The sequence below is a fragment of the Ruegeria sp. CDSB117 genome (genome assembly GCF_059611005.1).
The window spans coordinates 26821-43948 of record NZ_JBXWOS010000012.1 but is presented as its reverse complement, the minus strand read 5'-3'; the positions used below and the strand labels follow the sequence as shown (position 1 = coordinate 43948).

At 58.7% G+C, this 17128-nt stretch carries 18 protein-coding genes; 11 read left to right on the top strand and 7 right to left on the bottom strand.

All coding sequences use genetic code 11. The features are described 5' to 3' along the window. Positions 1 to 3 precede the first annotated feature (3 nt). Together AC2FJC_RS14485 and AC2FJC_RS14480 are read left to right on the top strand one after the other, a co-directional pair. On the top strand, positions 4 to 714 hold the full coding sequence (locus AC2FJC_RS14485) for a DUF599 domain-containing protein (protein ID WP_496740030.1): 711 nt from the start codon (positions 4 to 6) through the stop codon (positions 712 to 714). 35 nt (positions 715 to 749) lie between these two features. After that, positions 750 to 1097, top strand: coding sequence for a hypothetical protein (locus AC2FJC_RS14480; protein WP_496740029.1), 348 nt, complete (start codon positions 750 to 752; stop codon positions 1095 to 1097). A gap of 3 nt (positions 1098 to 1100) precedes the next feature. Here AC2FJC_RS14480 and AC2FJC_RS14475 read toward each other — a convergent pair whose 3' ends face one another. From AC2FJC_RS14475 to AC2FJC_RS14460, 4 genes are all read right to left on the bottom strand, one after another. Further along, positions 1101 to 1586 carry a flavodoxin family protein gene (locus tag AC2FJC_RS14475; protein WP_496740028.1) on the bottom strand — a complete coding sequence of 162 codons (486 nt, stop codon included), beginning with the start codon at positions 1584 to 1586 and terminating at the stop codon, positions 1101 to 1103. 1 nt (position 1587) lies between these two features. Next, positions 1588 to 2058 (bottom strand): 23S rRNA (pseudouridine(1915)-N(3))-methyltransferase RlmH, encoded by a 471-nt coding sequence (gene rlmH, locus AC2FJC_RS14470; RefSeq protein WP_496740027.1) that lies wholly within the window; start codon positions 2056 to 2058, stop codon positions 1588 to 1590. Positions 2059 to 2102: 44 nt separating this feature from the next. After that, positions 2103 to 2462, bottom strand: a complete 360-nt coding sequence (gene rsfS / locus AC2FJC_RS14465; RefSeq protein WP_058276550.1) for a ribosome silencing factor — start codon at positions 2460 to 2462, stop codon at positions 2103 to 2105. A 164-nt stretch (positions 2463 to 2626) separates the two neighbouring features. After that, positions 2627 to 3979, bottom strand: a complete 1353-nt coding sequence (locus AC2FJC_RS14460) for a mechanosensitive ion channel family protein (RefSeq protein ID WP_496740026.1) — start codon at positions 3977 to 3979, stop codon at positions 2627 to 2629. 102 nt (positions 3980 to 4081) lie between these two features. Between AC2FJC_RS14460 and AC2FJC_RS14455 the strand changes: the two genes are divergently transcribed. The 7 genes from AC2FJC_RS14455 (at position 4082) to leuB (ending at position 10334) form a co-directional block, all read left to right on the top strand. Beyond that, the gene (locus AC2FJC_RS14455; protein WP_108861670.1) at positions 4082 to 4180 is read left to right on the top strand and encodes an isopropylmalate isomerase; all 99 of its coding nucleotides are present in this window, start codon (positions 4082 to 4084) and stop codon (positions 4178 to 4180) included. A gap of 52 nt (positions 4181 to 4232) precedes the next feature. Continuing rightward, complete coding sequence (gene leuC, locus AC2FJC_RS14450; RefSeq protein WP_496726726.1) at positions 4233 to 5636, top strand: 3-isopropylmalate dehydratase large subunit; 1404 nt, start codon at positions 4233 to 4235, stop codon at positions 5634 to 5636. A 37-nt stretch (positions 5637 to 5673) separates the two neighbouring features. Beyond that, entirely contained in the window at positions 5674 to 6228 is a 555-nt protein-coding gene (locus AC2FJC_RS14445; RefSeq protein WP_109311305.1) for an HdeD family acid-resistance protein, read from the top strand. 42 nt (positions 6229 to 6270) lie between these two features. Then, complete coding sequence (leuD, locus tag AC2FJC_RS14440) at positions 6271 to 6876, top strand: 3-isopropylmalate dehydratase small subunit (protein ID WP_496726727.1); 606 nt, start codon at positions 6271 to 6273, stop codon at positions 6874 to 6876. A gap of 330 nt (positions 6877 to 7206) precedes the next feature. Further along, positions 7207 to 8037, top strand: coding sequence for a hypothetical protein (locus tag AC2FJC_RS14435; RefSeq protein WP_496740025.1), 831 nt, complete (start codon positions 7207 to 7209; stop codon positions 8035 to 8037). Beyond that, on the top strand, positions 8034 to 9065 hold the full coding sequence (locus AC2FJC_RS14430; protein ID WP_496740024.1) for an endonuclease/exonuclease/phosphatase family protein: 1032 nt from the start codon (positions 8034 to 8036) through the stop codon (positions 9063 to 9065). The genes AC2FJC_RS14435 and AC2FJC_RS14430 overlap by 4 nt, the downstream gene beginning before the upstream one ends. 165 nt (positions 9066 to 9230) lie before the next feature. Further along, the gene (gene leuB, locus AC2FJC_RS14425) at positions 9231 to 10334 is read left to right on the top strand and encodes a 3-isopropylmalate dehydrogenase (protein ID WP_108861675.1); all 1104 of its coding nucleotides are present in this window, start codon (positions 9231 to 9233) and stop codon (positions 10332 to 10334) included. 48 nt (positions 10335 to 10382) lie between these two features. Here leuB and AC2FJC_RS14420 read toward each other — a convergent pair whose 3' ends face one another. Then, on the bottom strand, positions 10383 to 12569 hold the full coding sequence (locus AC2FJC_RS14420; protein ID WP_496740023.1) for a transglycosylase domain-containing protein: 2187 nt from the start codon (positions 12567 to 12569) through the stop codon (positions 10383 to 10385). A 259-nt stretch (positions 12570 to 12828) separates the two neighbouring features. Between AC2FJC_RS14420 and AC2FJC_RS14415 the strand changes: the two genes are divergently transcribed. Both AC2FJC_RS14415 and AC2FJC_RS14410 read left to right on the top strand, forming a co-directional pair. Then, the gene (locus tag AC2FJC_RS14415; protein WP_058273036.1) at positions 12829 to 13167 is read left to right on the top strand and encodes a P-II family nitrogen regulator; all 339 of its coding nucleotides are present in this window, start codon (positions 12829 to 12831) and stop codon (positions 13165 to 13167) included. A 33-nt stretch (positions 13168 to 13200) separates the two neighbouring features. Continuing rightward, a complete protein-coding gene (locus tag AC2FJC_RS14410; protein ID WP_496740022.1) occupies positions 13201 to 14511 on the top strand; it encodes an ammonium transporter in 1311 nt (436 codons plus the stop codon). Positions 14512 to 14579: 68 nt separating this feature from the next. Here the strand turns inward: AC2FJC_RS14410 and AC2FJC_RS14405 are convergent, their stop codons facing one another. Then, the gene (locus tag AC2FJC_RS14405) at positions 14580 to 15764 is read right to left on the bottom strand and encodes an amino acid aminotransferase (protein ID WP_496740021.1); all 1185 of its coding nucleotides are present in this window, start codon (positions 15762 to 15764) and stop codon (positions 14580 to 14582) included. Continuing rightward, positions 15764 to 16618, bottom strand: coding sequence for a 3-mercaptopyruvate sulfurtransferase (gene sseA, locus AC2FJC_RS14400; protein WP_496740020.1), 855 nt, complete (start codon positions 16616 to 16618; stop codon positions 15764 to 15766). The genes AC2FJC_RS14405 and sseA overlap by 1 nt, the downstream gene beginning before the upstream one ends. Between the last annotated feature and the right edge of the window lie 510 nt (positions 16619 to 17128).

Here is a 17128-nt window from a genome sequence, read left to right as displayed (position 1 = left end):
AGCATGACTTGGATTGATCGGGCACAACTGTTTTCACCGCTGGATTATGCGGCCATTGCCGTGTTGCTGATCACCTGGCTGTGGATCGGATGGCGGATCGAAAACCCGTCACCCAACAAGCATTCCGTCACAGTGATGATGGATGACTATCGTCGAGAATGGATGCGGGAAATGGTCACCCGGCAACCCCGAATGTTTGACGCGCAGGTGGTCGCGGCGATGCGGCAGGGCAGTACGTTCTTTGCCTCGACCACGATGATCGCCATCGGGGGCGGATTGGCCCTGCTGGGCAATACCGAAAGTCTTGCCGGCGTCGCCAATGATCTGGCCATCGGCAGCGCTCCGGCCATGGTATGGGAGATCAAGATCCTGATCATTATCCTGCTTCTGGCCAATGCATTCCTGAAATATGTCTGGGCGCACCGGTTGTTTGGCTATTGCGCGGTTCTGATGGCCTCGGTGCCCAATGAACCATCGGATCCACAAGCCTATCCGCGCGCGGCACAGGCGGCCGAGATCTGCGTCACCGCGGCGCGCAGCTTTAACCGCGGTTTGCGCGTGACTTATTTTGCCCTGGCGTCCGTTGCCTGGATTCTTGGACCTGTGGCACTGTTGCTGGGCACGGCGATCACATTTGGTGTCCTATACCGGCGCGAGTTTGCGTCGCATTCCCGGCTGGTCCTGCTGTCCCAACCGCGCGACACGGATTCGTGATCGCGAAGCCGACGGACACAGCCTAGGATCGCCTCATGCGGTATTTGATTCTCAGCCTTTTTCTCGCCAGCCCGGCGCTTGCCGACCCTTCTATGATTGAAAACGTGGCGGCCAGCCAAAGCGGCGACACGTGGCGATTCGACGTGACGATCCGACATCCCGATACCGGGTGGGATCACTATGCCGATGGCTGGCGTGTTCTGGACATGGACGGCAATGAACTGGGTATGCGCGTATTGCATCACCCGCATGAGAATGAGCAGCCCTTTACACGCTCACTATCCGGTGTTGCGCTTCCAGATGGCGTGACACAGGTTCAGATTCAAGCGCGGTGTAGTGTCGATGGCTGGGGCGATGAGACCACGCTGGTCCCGCTGAACTGATCTTCAGAACACACCCAGCGCCAGACCCGCACCCAACGCAGCCCCAATATCATGGCACTCATCCAATTGGTTTTGCGGGATGGTTTTTTCAGCCAGAATAGCCTCGGGCGTCTGCGCGTGGGTACAGACAATCAGCGGCGGCTGAACCTCTTTCAAGCGCCAACCGGTGGCAATCCGCGCGGTTTGGCTGGCCGCGTTCTCGCCATCGGACCCGGCACAGATCATCTGGGCATAAGGCCGTCCTTCGATCTTGCCCAGCACAGGGTAATAACAGCGGTCAAAGAACTCTTTCATCAGACCTGAAATTGCCGCCAGATTTTCCGGCGCGCAGAAAATATACCCATCCGCGGCCAGCAAATCCTCAGGCGTTGTCTGATCCGCAGTTTTCAGAACCGTTTCCGCTTCGTCCCGCGCTCCAGCCGCGGCGGCTTGGGCCATTTGACGGGCTCCGCCGGTGCGCGAATGGTAGACGATCAGAAGCTGCGCCATATCAGACTCGGTGATAGGGACCGCCCGACAGGATGGTCGCGGCCCGGTAAAGTTGCTCGGCCAGCATCACACGGACAAGCATATGGGGCCAGACCATCGATCCAAATGAGATGGAAAAATCGGCCTCGGTCCGCAGATTAGGGTCTATTCCGTCAGCCCCGCCGATGATCAGCGCCAGATCCTGCCGACCGGCTTGGCGCCAGCCCCCCAGTTTCTTGGCAAAATCAGGCGAGGACATCACCCGCCCACGTTCATCCAATGTGCAGATCACCGCGCCTTTCGGCAGGGCCTTGCGCAGCAACGCGGCCTCGGCGCCCATGCCTGCGTTTTTCTTGTCTTCGACCTCGATCACGCGCGCAGGACCAAGGCCCAGCGCGCGGCCGGTCCGGTCAAATCGGGTCAGGTAATCGTCAAGCAGGGCCTTCTCCGGTCCGGCACGCAATCGCCCGACCGCACAAATGCTTATACGCATATTTCTCTCGCCGCCGGCCTGTTAATGCAGGCCGGGATGGCGCCTCAGTTCGCCGAGGCGCTGCCGCCCTGAGGCAACCACATCTTTTCCAGCTGATAGAATTCACGCACTTCGGGGCGGAAGATATGGACGATCACGTCGCCCGTATCGATCAGCACCCAGTCGCCGGCATCTTTGCCTTCGACCTTCGAGGTGAAACCGAATTCCTGCTTGATGCGATCCGTCAGCTTTTCCGCCATAGCCGAGACCTGACGGGTCGACCGACCCGAGGCAATCACCATGTGATCCGCAACCGACGATTTGCCTTGCAGGTTGATCTGCACGACGTCTTCGGCCTTGTCATCGGAAAGTGAGGAAAGGATACGTTCAAGCAGCTTGTCGCTGATTGACTGAGAGTGGGCCATTACATTGGCCCCATCATCGGCGGGCAAACCCGCCTGTGTATGTAGAGACAGGACATAGTCCTCCTTTGTTGCGCGCCGCCAAACCCCGGCGCAGGGGTACTAATAAGGTAACAAGGGGAATGCAACATTTCAATGAACGGGCGCTTTAGGGGCCGCACAGGCGCTCACTCTTTGGCGATCTGTTGCTGCTCTGCGCCGTCCGACAGCAACCGAACCTCGCGCTGAGGGAAGGGAATCGATATCCCTTCGGCCTTGAAGGCGTCCCAGAGGGCGAGGTAAACATTGCCCCGAATGTTGGTCAGCCCCTTGGTCGGATCACTGATCCAGAACCGCAGCACGTAATCCACGCTGCTGTCGCCGAACCCGGTGATATGGCAGACCGGCTCATGCGAGCCGCCGCTGAGAACACGTTTCACTGATTTAACCGCCCGGATCGCGGTTGCGCGCACCTGATGCGGGTCGTCGTCGTAGCTGGTGCCGAAATCCAGATCCAGACGGACATAACGGTCCGAATGCGACCAGTTCACCACCTGATTGGTGATCAAGTCTTCGTTCGGGATCAGGTATTCACGCCCATCCCGCGTGACCACCGATACATACCGCGCGCCCAGCGCGTTGATCCATCCAAAGGTGTCGCCCAACGAGATCACGTCGCCCGGTTTGATCGAGCGGTCCATCAGGATGATGATCCCAGAGATCAGGTTCGACACCACCTTTTGCAGGCCAAACCCGATGCCCACGCCGATCGCACCTGACAACAGCGCGATACCTGTCAGATCAAACCCAAGCGTGCGGATGGCCGCCATAAAGACAGCGCCGTACAGTAGAACCTGAATGCCCTTGGCCAACAGAACCTGCATCGAAGGCGTGATGTCGTCGTTCCTCTGCAATCCCCGCTCGGCCGTGCGGGTCCCGATGCGGGCCAATGTCAGCAGCACGCCGATCAACAAAGCGGCCTTGAGAATCCCCAGCGCCGAGATGTGCAGATCACCGATGGAAATCGCCACGCCGTCCAGAAACTCGGCTACGTCATCGGTCAAATTCAGCGCAACCAGCGTTGCATAGACCCACATTGCCCATTTGAAGATCCGCCGCAGCGTACGGTTGCGGACAAGTCGCGCCACCAGCGCGATCGCCAGCCATGCGGCGGCCAATGTCGCGATCACGCCGATAATGTAACTGTGCGACGGCCAGGTCACATTCTGCATGATCAGGTACAGCGTCCAGGACAACAAAACGAAATAGACCAGCGTTAGGCGCTGCATCAGCTGAACCAGAGTGCGCAGCCGCCATTTGGGCCAGCCGGTGCGGGCACGTGCCCAGGTTTCCCACCGGTTTTGCGTAACCAGCTTGAGCACATATGCCAACGCCCACAGGGCGAGGATGATTATCAACTGGTGCCGCCGCCAACCCGGCGTGACGATCAGATCAACAAGTTTGCCGAACTGCACGGAAAACCCCGCGACCATGTTTTCATAGAGTTCCGACAGCGAGCTGGGGATCAGGTCTTGGTTCATACAGGTCTCCTGAACCGCAGCTTGGACAGCAACTCGGGGTGATGCAAGCCCGAGGCCGGATTGAACCTTGATTGACGGGCACACGCGATATATCTGAGGCGCATGAGAGTCTATTTGGCCCCTGCTCCGACACTGCAAGACCGCACGCGCCTGCGTGAACGGTTCTTTGGGGCCGCCCGCACGGTTCTGGCCCGCCTATAAGCGGCGCCCAGCCACTCGCCAGCTATTTCTCATTACATACGGGAGAGGACCGATGTCCCCCAAAACACTCTATGACAAGATCTGGGATGCCCATGTCGCGCACGAAGCCGATGATGGAACCTGCCTGCTTTATATCGACCGCCATCTGGTGCACGAAGTCACCAGTCCGCAAGCCTTTGAAGGCCTGCGGATGGCGGGCCGTCCAGTACGCGCGCCGGAAAAGACCATCGCCGTGCCGGATCACAACGTTCCGACCACTGCGGATCGGGTGAACGGGATCGAAAACCCCGAATCGCGTATTCAGGTCGAAGCACTGGATAAGAACGCCAAGGATTTTGGTATTCACTATTACCCGGTGAATGATGTGCGTCAGGGCATCGTGCACATCGTCGGCCCCGAACAGGGCTGGACCCTGCCTGGCATGACCGTGGTTTGCGGTGACAGCCACACGGCCACCCACGGTGCGTTTGGCGCATTGGCCCACGGCATCGGCACGTCCGAGGTCGAACATGTTCTGGCCACGCAGACTCTGATCCAGAAGAAATCCAAGAACATGAAGGTGGAAATCACCGGCAAATTGCAGCCCGGTGTGACCGCCAAGGACATCACTCTGGCTGTGATCGGTGAGACCGGCACTGCCGGTGGAACCGGCTATGTCATCGAATATTGCGGTGAAGCGATCCGCGATCTGTCGATGGAAGGCCGAATGACCGTCTGCAACATGGCCATCGAAGGCGGTGCCCGCGCTGGCCTGATTGCGCCGGACGAGACCACCTATGAATATGTCAAAGGCCGCCCCCACGCGCCGAAAGGTGCCCAGTGGGAAGCCGCTCTGACCTGGTGGAAAACGCTGTTTACCGACGAAGACGCGCATTTTGACAAGGTCATTACCCTGCGCGGCGAAGACATCGCGCCGGTCGTCACATGGGGCACCAGCCCCGAGGACGTTCTGCCGATCACCGCAACCGTGCCGAACCCCGAAGATTTCGAAGGCGGCAAAGTCGACGCGGCCCGCCGGTCGATCGAATACATGGGTCTGGAAGCCGGTCAGAAACTGAGCGACGTCGAGATTGACACCGTTTTCATCGGGTCCTGCACCAATGGCCGTATCGAAGACCTGCGCGCCGCTGCCGAGATCCTGAAGGGCAAAAAGGTCAAGGACGGCATGCGTGCCATGGTCGTACCCGGTTCAGGTCTGGTTCGTGCGCAGGCTGAAGAAGAAGGTCTGGCCGAGATTTTCAAAGAGGCCGGGTTCGAATGGCGGCTGGCAGGATGTTCAATGTGTCTGGCGATGAACCCTGACCAGCTGCAGCCCGGCGAACGCTGTGCCGCGACCTCGAACCGCAACTTCGAAGGCCGTCAGGGCCGGGGCGGACGCACCCATTTGCTGAGCCCGGCGATGGCTGCCGCAGCGGCAATCACAGGACGGCTGACAGACGTCCGTGAATTGATGTAAGGTCCCCTCATATCTAGATATTTGAGGGATTAAAAACATGAGTGACTGGGTCAAATGGCTCCTGCTGGGGCTACTATCCATAGCGTTCGGTATCTTTGTACTGGGCGCGCCAGTTGTGGCATCCGTCGCGGTGACGGTGGTAACAGGAGTGTTGCTGCTGATCTCGGGTGCGCTGCAAGTTGTTGGCGGCTTTACGGTTGAAGGCACCGGCAACAAAATTCTGTCACTCATCATGGGTGCTGTGATGCTGTTTCTGGGCTGGTCCTTCCTGGACCACCCGCTGCAGGGAACCCTGACACTGGCGACCGTGATGCTGATCCTGTTCATGGCAGGCGGCATCGCGCGGGTTATTCTGTCGTTCCAGATGAAAGGAACACAGTTTTTCTGGCCCACGATGATCTCGGGCATCTTGTCGATCGTCCTTGCCGGTATCATCTGGACTTATGTAGGAAGCGATCCGCAGGTGCTGCTGAGCATTTTGGGTATCTTCCTGGGCATTGAGATGCTGTTCAACGGGTTCGGCCTGGTCTTTATGGCGTTCTTCATCCGGAACGCACCCAACGACGCAACAACAGAAGCGAAACAAGCTTAAACGCGGGACACGGGCGCGGCCCTCTCCTGCAGGAGTGTAGACATGGAAAAGTTTGACAAAGTCCACGGGGTGGCCGCCCCAATGCCGCTGATCAATATCGACACCGATATGATCATTCCGAAAGTGCACCTGAAAACCATCAAGCGGTCCGGCCTTGGCGTCGTGCTGTTTGATGAGATGCGTTATCATGATGACGGGGGCGAAAACGAAGAGTTCGTTCTGAACAAACCCGCCTATCGGCAGACCGAAATTCTGGTCGCGGGCGACAATTTTGGCTGCGGCTCGTCGCGCGAACACGCGCCATGGGCGATCAAGGATTTCGGCATCAAGGTTGTGATCTCGACCAGCTTTGCTGACATCTTCTTCAACAACTGCTTCAAGAACGGAATTCTGCCCATCGTGGTCGAGGAAGAGCACCACGCGATCCTGATGGAAGATGCCCACAAAGGCGAAAACGCTCGCATGACCGTGCATCTGGAAGATCAGCAGATCACCACCTCAGATGGCGTTGTGATCGAGTTCAGTGTCGACCCACATCGCAAGCACTGCTTGCTGAATGGTTTGGACGATATCGGCCTGACGATGGAGAAAGATCATCACATCGATAAATTCGAAGATCACGCAAGCCAGGCCCGCCCCTGGGTGTGATTCCAGCAGCGAATCTGAGGATACTCAACCTATCGGGGTCGCCTAGGCGGCCCCTTTCGCGTTCTTGGGGTTGAAGTCCAGGCAATCACAACATGTAGCGGCCACCCTCCAATACACGCCTAATTTGCGGCACGGATGATGCAAAGGTGCACCAGTTTTGCCATCATTTTGCCCAAAATCACATGTTTTCTACGCCTTGGCTTGAGCGGATTGTCGCTTATCGTCAATGTTGGCGGTAATGGTGGTCTCCGGCAAAAAAGTCGGATGCAAGATGGGACAAAGCCGTCAAAGAAATAGAAACGGTCAATCCGTTTTGAAAGGGTTTGGATAGTGATTGCGCGCACAACAGGGGCGGCGATTCGGGGAATTTTGGTCGCACTACTGGTGCTGACACCTGCGTTGTACCTGCCAGTAACGTCTACGAATGGGACCGAGATTGTCGTCTTTCTCGCCATTCTCGCGTTTTTCCTGACATTCGCTGAATACAACTCTGCCTTTCCCAGCTTTATCGAGTTCCGCGACGCGCCGCCCGTGAACCGTTTGCGCTTTGTTGGGCTGATGTCGATGGTCACCTTCCTGACGTTGATCTGCAAAAATGCGTATACGCCGACCGGCCTGACGACGACCTTCTATTCCTTTGGCTTGGGCGTCGCAAATGTGGTCGACTTTCCCTATTCGCCAGTGCGGCTGATCATCCTAATGCTGCCGACTGATGCAAGCGCACCCTTGATCGAACTTGTCCGTATTTCCGCCAGCGTCGCGTATGTCGCTGCTTTGGTGACGATCGCCAGCTTTGCCTACGCGGTGAAAGTGCGCGGCTGGCCGACCGGAAACGGCGCCTTCAATGTCTGGACCAATCTTCCGCTGTTCGACCCCACCAAAGGCGGTGATGTGGTAACGCGCCTGCAGCGCGACGGACGACTGAACATTTGCATCGGCATTCTGCTGCCGTTCCTGATCCCGGCCCTGATCAAACTGCTGACTGACTATGCCGATCCGATCTCTCTGAGCAATCCTCAGACGCTGATCTGGACGCTCAGTGCTTGGGCTTTCCTGCCCGCCAGCATGATCATGCGTGGCATGGCGACCCTGCGCATCGCCAACTTGATCGTCGAAAAACGGCGCGCTTATTCCACAGCCGAGTCTACCCAGACCGCATGATCCGCATCCTGATCCTGCTGCTGTTGCCCGTTATGGCGCAGGCAGAGACGATCCGTATTGCCACCTTCAACACAGAGCTCAGCCGCGATGGCCCGGGGTTGCTGTTGCGAGATATTCGCCGCGGTGATGATCAGGTGATGGCGGTTACTGCGGTTCTGGCGGAAACCCGCCCCGACATAATTGCTTTGCAGGGGATCGATTGGGATTTTGAGGGGCTGGCGCTGGCGGCACTGGCAAATCGGCTGCGCGAGGCCGGATTGGACTATCCCCACACATTCACAGCCCAACCAAATTCTGGCCTGGAAACGGATCTTGATCTGGACGGAGATGGTCGAACCCACGGCCCCGGCGACGCGCAGGGTTGGGGTCGCTTCACCGGACAAGGTGGGCTGGCCGTGATGTCTCGTTACCCCATCACTTCGGATCAGGTTCAGGACCTGTCCAACGTGCTATGGCTGGAACTGCCCGGCGCTGAACTGCCCCAACATTACGCAGGCCCCTACCCGTCAGAACCGGCGCAGAACGTCCAGCGCCTCTCATCCGTGGCGCATTGGATTGTGCCCATTGAAGCTCCGGCGGGGCAGCTGGATTTGATGACTTTTCATGCCTCACCCCCCGTGTTTGACGGGCCAGAGGATCGCAATGGACTGCGAAACCAGGACGAAATACGCCTTTGGTCCGCAGTCATGGATGGTGAAGTCGGGCGCAAACCCGATCGTCTGTTTGTCATCGCGGGTGACGCCAATCTGGACCCAGTGCGAGGTGATGGACGCAAAGAGGCGATCCGAGAGTTTTTGAACGACCTCCGCCTTCAGGACCCTTCACCCGCAGACCCCTCAGGCGATTTGACAACGGTGGTCTGGAAAACGGTTGGTCCAATGCGGGTCGATTACGTCTTGCCATCGGCCCAATGGCAGGTGGTGGATTCCGGGGTGCACTGGCCCCCCGGAGGCACTGAAGAACGCAAAACCGCCGAAAGTGCCAGCCGTCACCGGCTGATCTGGGTCGACCTGAAACTGCCTCGCTGATACGGCACTTTGCGCCATGATCTGGCCTGCAAAGCAGACCTGACGCAATTTTCAGACGCTAACGGAAACAAACCTGTATTTTCCTTGCCGTCAGGCGGGATCGTCTCATTGACCCGATGCCGCACAGGCGCTAGGGCCTGTGCGTAAAACGCAAGGAGATCCTTCATGTCCAACCCCTCGCTCCTCATCCTGCCCGGAGACGGAATTGGCCCCGAAGTCATGGCCGAAGTGCGCAGAGTCATCGACTGGTTCGGTGCGAAACGCGGCCTGGAATTCGACGTGAGCGAGGATCTGGTCGGTGGTGCCGCGTATGATGCGCATGGCAAGCCCCTGTCGGACGAGACGATGGCCAAAGCGCAAGAGGTTGACGCGGTTCTGCTGGGTGCTGTGGGCGGCCCGAAATACGACGATCTGGATTTCAGCCTCAAGCCCGAGCGCGGCTTGCTGCGCCTGCGCAAAGAGATGGACCTGTATTCCAACCTGCGCCCGGCACAGTGCTTTGACGCGTTGGCCGATTTCTCGTCGCTGAAGAAAGACATCGTTGCCGGCCTCGATATCATGATCGTGCGCGAGCTGACCTCGGGCGTCTATTTCGGCGAGCCGCGCGGCATCTTCGAGGAAGGCAATGAACGTGTTGGCATCAACACCCAGCGCTATACCGAATCTGAGATCGAACGCGCCGCGCGCTCAGCCTTTGAACTGGCAATGCGCCGGAACAAAAAGGTCTGCTCGATGGAGAAGGCCAACGTCATGGAATCGGGCATCCTGTGGCGCGAAGTTGTGAACCGTGTGGCCAAGGATTACCCCGAGGTCGAGCTGAGCCATATGTATGCCGACAATGGCGCGATGCAGTTGGTGCGTGCGCCCAAACAGTTCGACGTCATTCTGACAGACAACCTGTTCGGCGACATCCTGTCGGATTGCGCGGCGATGCTAACCGGCTCGTTGGGAATGCTACCGTCGGCCTCGTTGGGTGCTCCTATGGCGAATGGCCGCCCCAAGGCGATGTACGAACCGGTCCATGGTTCGGCCCCGGATATCACCGGTCAGGGCAAAGCCAACCCGATCGCCTGTATCCTCAGCTTCGCCATGGCCCTGCGCTACAGCTTTGATCAGCTTGAAGAAGCGGACCGTCTGGAAGCCGCAATCGAGAAGGTACTGGCCGACGGTGTCCGCACAGGCGACCTGCTGGCAGATGAAGGCGTCACGCCGGTTTCGACCACGGAAATGGGCGACGCCATTTTGGGCGCGCTCGACGACAGCCTCTGATCGGACCCACATTCAATTCAAAAGGCGGTGCCCAGCGCACCGCCTTTTTCAATTTCCACCGAAAATGTTGTTCAGCAGATTGTTGATAGCCCGATCCAACCCGGTTTGGTTCTTACGGCGCTGTTGCTGCGGTTGCGCTGTTCTGACCGGTGGGTCCGGGGCCAGCATCGGCAACGGCGTCGGTGTCATGCCTTCGGTCACGCGCAGCATGGTTTCTTTCCAGATTTCAGCCGGCAACCCGCCTCCGGTCACACCGGATAATGGGGTGTTGTCGTCATACCCCATCCAGATGCCCGTCACGTAGTCTGCCGTAAAACCGATGAACCAAGCATCGCGGGCTGCCTGAGTCGTCCCCGTCTTTCCCGCGACCTGCCAACCGGGCAACTGAGCGCGCGCACCGGTGCCTTCGGACACGACACGCTCCATCATCCACGTCAGCTGTTTGGCGGCTTTGTCGTTGATGACCCGCTCACCAATGCCGGTTGTCGTCACCATGACCGGGGTTTGATCGCCCAACAGCTTCAATTCGGTCAGCCCATAGGGTTCCACCGCCGAGCCACCGTTCAGGATTCCGGCGTAAGCCCCCGTCATCTCGATCAGCGTGCTTTCCGACGCACCCAGCGCCAGAGCGGGGCCTTGCGCCAGATCACTATCGATACCGAATTCGCTGGCCACCGTGCGGACATTGTCCAACCCGGATATCTCAGCCACTTTCACCGCCGGGATATTCAGCGAGTTCTTTAACGCGTCCGCCAGCGTGACGCGCCCATAGAACTTGTTGGTGTAGTTTTTGGGACACCACTGACCGGACCCCGGAATATTCACGCAGTAAGGTTCATCCACCACCGTATCCAATGGCGAATAGCCAAGCTCCAGCGCGGTGGCATAAACAAAGGGTTTGAATGATGACCCCGTTTGCCGCAACGCCTGCGTGGCGCGGTTGAATGCGCCGGACACGCGGGTCTTGCGCCCCCCAACCATGCCGCGCACGGCCCCGTCCGCCGACATCACCACGATCGCGGCCTGCGCCTTTGATCCCTCGCGGACCTTCTCCTGAAAGATGAATTGCAGCGCCTCTTCGGCTGATTTCTGGATACGCTGATCCAGCGTGGTACGGATCACAACGTCTTCGGTCGTGTTGCGTGTAAAGAACTCGGGTCCACTCGCCATCACCCAATCGGCGAAATAACCGCCCGCCCGTGCAGCCGCAGCTTCGGATAGTTGCGCTGGATTGCTGCGCGCACTGCTGGCTTGCGCCGCGGTCAGATACCCCTGCGCCTCCATCAGGCCAACCACCAACTGCGCCCGGTCCTGAGAGCGTTTCAAGTTGTTCGTCGGTGCATAGCGCGTCGGCGCCACCAGCAGACCAGCCAGCATAGCGGCCTGCGACGGGCTGACTTCTGCCGCCGAGATCCCGAAATAACGTTGGCTTGCCGCCTCGAACCCGCGCGCACCCGCGCCCAGGAAGGCCCGGTTTAGATAGATGGTCAGGATCTCGTCCTTGGAATACTTGACCTCCATCGCCATCGCATAGACCGCCTCTTTGGCCTTGCGCCAGAGCGAGCCCTGACGGCAATCGGATTCATATGCAGCCTCAGATTCCCATTCGCTAGGCTCATATGGCACACCCAGACATAACAGCTTGGCCGTCTGCTGCGTGATGGTCGACCCACCATGCCCCGACAGCGGTCCGCGTCCTTCGCTCAGGTTGATGCGCACGGCGCTCGCGACGCCGCGCGGGCTGACGCCGAAATGGCGATAGAATCGTTTGTCCTCGGTCGCGACGACCGCGTTCTTCAGATGGGGCGATACGGTATCGGCCGTGATGACACCACCGAACTGATCACCCCGCCAGGCGAAGACCTTGCCATCACGATCCAGCAGGGTCACCGACCCGCGTGCGCGACCATCCAACAAGGCATCGACATCTGGCAAAGAGGAGTAGACAACGCCGACCGCCAAAGCCAACAGCATCGCGGCCACGGCGCCCACACGCCAGGTCACACCCCAAATCAACCGCCAGATCCAACGGAACATGCGTCGAAAGAAGCCGCCGCCGCCACCGGACGTCTTGCGGGTTTTCTTTCGGGCGGTTTTGCGCGTCGACGTTTTACGCGCCGTCGCCTTCTTGCCGGCGGGCTTTGTCGTCCGCTTTGTGGTCGCGGGTTTGCGCCCTTTGGAAGGGTATCTTTTGTCCGCAACAAGCGATGTCTTGCGGCGCTTGGACTCAGTCATGCTCAAACTCTGCCCGGTTATCATTTTGAGGCACCATACCCTGCCACTGGCGCGAAGTAGAGGTATGAAATTCCGCTAACCGGCCTCAATATTTCGCCTGATTTTTGGGCATCAACGTTTTTTTGTGCAAAAATTGTGCACCTCACCCCCCTTTTCCCCTGCGTTCTCCCACCCTGACCGTTTCTTACTGCGGTCAGTCACGCTCTCTTTCTGCAGGTGCAAACAAACCGGTTCCGCCGGAAAGGAAGAGGGGACAGACGTGAAACTGATCATTGCGACAATCAAGCCGTTCAAGCTGGAGGAGGTGCGCGAGGCACTGACCGAGGCCGGCGTGCGCGGCATGATGGTGACCGAGATCAAGGGCTTCGGCTCGCAATCGGGCCACACCGAAATCTATCGTGGGGCCGAATACGCGGTGAATTTCGTGCCCAAGATCAAGCTTGAAATCGTGGTGCCCGCCACGATGGCCGACCAGATCGTCGAGACCATCACCAAAACCGCCAAGACCGGCAAGATCGGTGACGGCAAGATTTTCGTCCTTGATGTCGAGCAGGCGCTGCGCGTGCGGACCGGGGAAACGAACGAAGAGGCGCTGTAAGCGCCGCCACTCCAAAGCATTCGAGGACTGACAATGAACCTGATGAAATCTCTCATCCCAGCCGCCGCGCTAGTCGTGCTGCCGCAGATGGGTCTGGCGCAAGAGGTCGCCGAGGGCGAAGCAGCGCTGCATACCCAGTATATTTTTACCACCCTGCTGTTCCTGATGGCAGGCTTCCTTGTCTTCTTCATGGCAGCAGGATTTGCCATGCTCGAGGGCGGTCTGGTGCGTTCCAAGAACGTTGCCATGCAGATGATCAAGAACATCGCGCTGTTTTCGATTGCCGCGATCATGTACTGGCTGGTCGGCTTCAACACGATGTACCCGGGCGATTTTAATGGTTTCTTTGCCCTTGGCGGTCCGACCGTGCTTGATGCCGTGGGTGTTGCGCCCGCAGACGCGGCGTTAGACTACGCGTCTATCGGTTCGGATTTCTTCTTCCAGCTGGTCTTTGTGGCAGCAACCGCATCCATCGTGTCCGGTGCCGTGGCCGAGCGCATAAAGCTGTGGCCCTTCCTGGTCTTCGTCATAGTGCTGACTGGTATCCTCTACCCGATCTCGGGGTCGTGGAAATGGGGCGGCGGCTGGCTGGATGCCATGGGCTTTTCCGACTTCGCCGGTTCGACAGTTGTGCATTCGGTCGGCGGCTGGGCCGCTCTGGCGGGCTGCCTGATCCTTGGCCCCCGCATTGGCAAGTACAAAGACGGCAAAGTCCACCCGATGCCCGGTTCCAACCTGGCGCTGGCAACTCTGGGAACGTTCATCCTTTGGCTGGGCTGGTTCGGTTTCAACGGCGGATCGCAACTGGCGATGGGCACCGTAGGTGACGTATCCGACGTGTCCCGCATCTTCGCCAACACCAACATGGCCGCCGCATCTGGTGCTATCGCAGCCCTGGTCATGACGCAGGTGCTGTACAAGAAACCTGACCTGACCATGGTGCTGAACGGCGCGCTGGCCGGTCTGGTCTCGATCACTGCAGAACCGCTTGCCCCGACCCTGTTTGGAGCGCTGTGGATCGGCGCAGTTGGCGGCATCATCGTGGTCTTCGCGGTTCCGATGCTGGACAAGTTCAAGATCGACGACGTTGTCGGTGCCATCCCGGTTCACCTGTTCGCAGGCATCTGGGGCACCATCGCCGTGATCTTCTACGGCGAAGCAAACCTGATCACACAGCTGACCGGTATCGTAGCTTATGGTGTGTTCACATTTGTTGGCGCGTTGATCCTGTGGACAATTCTGAAGGCGACGGTCGGCATCCGCGTCAGCGAAGAAGACGAGATCAACGGCCTCGACATGGCAGAACTGGGTATGGAAGCTTATCCAGAGTTTTCGAAAGGCTAAGAGCCTGCCACTCGAAAACAAAAAAACCCGGGCGTTCGCGCCCGGGTTTTCTGATTTATTGGCTTGAATCAGACACCGACGTCAATGATCGCCTTGGCCAGAATCGGAACTGTCGTCGCGTTCAATCCAGCAATATTCAACCGGCTGTCACCAACCATGTAGATGCCGTGGTCCGCGCGCAGCTTTTCGACCAGTTCCGGTGCCGCCCCCAGACGCGAGAACATGCCGCGGTGCTGGGCGACAAACCCAAAGCGGTCGGACCCACTTTGGGCCTGCAGCTCGTCTGCCAGTTGTTGGCGCAAGCCCAGCATGGACAGGCGCACCTCTTCCAGCTCAGCCGCCCAGTCAGCACGCAGGGCTTCGTCGTTCAGGATCGTCGTCACGACCCGCGCACCGTGATCTGGCGGGAACGAGTAGTTCTGACGGTTCAGGAAGGCCAGCGTGGACTGGTTAAGGGCTGTCTGCGCCGGGTCATCACTGATGGCCATCAACAGGCCGGTCCGCTCGCGGTAGACACCGAAATTCTTCGAGCAGGACGCTGCAATCAGGCAACGCTTGACCGACGAGGCCACCAGTCGGGTTGCCTGCGCGTCTTCCTCAAGACCGTCACCAAAGCCTTGATAGGCGATATCGATCATTGCCACGAGGCCGCGATCGTTGATCAGGTTCACGACCTCCTGCCACTGCACCATGTTCAGGTTGGCGCCTGTCGGGTTGTGACAGCAGCCGTGCAGCAGGACTACGTCGCCAGCATTCGCGGTTTTCAGATCCTCGATCATGCCGTCGAAATCGACGCCACGGGTTTCGCCGTCGAAATACCGGTATTGGACCGTCTCCATCCCCAGGTAGTTCAGGATCGACAAGTGGTTCGGCCAAGTGGGGTTAGACACGAACACGCGGGCCGATGGGTTGGCCATGCGGATCATCTCAAACGCCTGACGGCAGGCACCGGTTCCGCCGGGCGTCGCCACGGCAGCGATGTTGCCGCGTGGAACCGAGGTGCCCAGGATCAGGCCAATCATTGCATCGGCATAAGCCGGGTCGCCCGCCAATCCGGTGTAGGCCTTGCTCTCTTGCTCTTCCAGGATGCGCTTTTCGGCCGCTTTCACCGCACGCATCACCGGGGTCACGCCCTCGGCATTTTTGTAAACACCAACTCCCAGGTCGATCTTTTGATCGCGCGGGTCTTCGCGATACGCCTGCATCAGCGCCAGAATCTTGTCGGCAGGCTGCGGTTTGAGGTTTTCGAACATCAGTTCTCTCCGGTTGCGACGGGCAGGGTCGGGAAGGCACCCCATTCAGCCCAGGAGCCGTCATAAAGCGAGTGGTCTTTCTTGCCCATGCGCTCAAGCGCAAGGCTGAGGATTGCGGCGGTCACACCCGACCCGCAGGATGTGATGGCCGGCTTCGACAGATCCACACCTGCGGACTCGAAGATGGCGCGGCATTCCTCGGGGGATTTCATCGTGCCGTTCTTGTTCAGCAGCGTGCCAAAGGGCACGTTGCGCGATCCGGGAATGCGGCCCGTTCGCAGACCCTCACGCGGTTCTGTCCCGGTTCCGGCAAAACGATCGGCAGAGCGTGCGTCGATGATCTCATGATCTCCCAGCTTGGCGGCGGCAGATACCTGCGTAACGTCGCGGACCAGATGGTTCTGGACCCGGACGGTCATGTGGCGGTCGCGGATCACCGGCGGCAGATCTTCGATCTCATGCCCCTCGGCCTGCCATTTCGGCAGACCACCATCCAGAACGGCGATGTTTTCCTGCCCCATCAACCGGAACAACCACCAGACGCGGGCGGCAGACATCAAACCGGCCCCATCATAGACGACAACCTGATGGCCGTCGCCCACGCCCATCGCCCGCAGGCGGGACATGAACTTTTCGACCGGGGGCGCCATATGCGGCAAGTCCGAGCGGTGGTCCGAAATGTCATCGATATCAAAGAACCGTGCGCCGGGGATATGAGCGGCATTGTATTCGGCCTTTGCGTCGCGCCCTTGCTGTGGCAGATACCATGACCCGTCCAGTACCCGCAGATCCGGGTCCTTGAGATGGGCAGCAAGCCATTCGGTAGAAACGAGGGTTTTCGGATCGTCCTGCATAAAAGCCTCCCCTAAACGCGTTTGGTTTTTCCCTATACGCGCGCGCATTCGGGTTCAAGGCTGGATGGGATGATGACGCTAACGGACGCCTCTGAACCTGCATGTGCGAATGATTGGGACTATGTTGGGCAAAACCAACTGACGCGAGCGCTCTCAGGAACCAGACCTGTGCGCGCACCCGTTTGACCACATGCATACTCTGGGTTGCAAACACCCCAAATAGTGATGCGTGTAAGACTAAAGCCCCGCTTATCGGGCTTATGTCCGTGTGTAATTTATCACTCCACCAAGGGTTGAACCCAAAAAAACGCACTTTCCGCCCCAAAAAGGTCGGTTTTCCCCACGTCAATGTACCCCGGAGTATCTGTGAAAGCGCCCGAACTCAGGCCGTGGAAACAGCCAATACAAATCGGCGCTGAAGCAAAGGAAACGGGCAATCAGGAAAAGAACAAACGCTTTCCCCCGCAGTCTGTAAAATTTTAATCGGCGCGGCACATCTTTCCTACCATT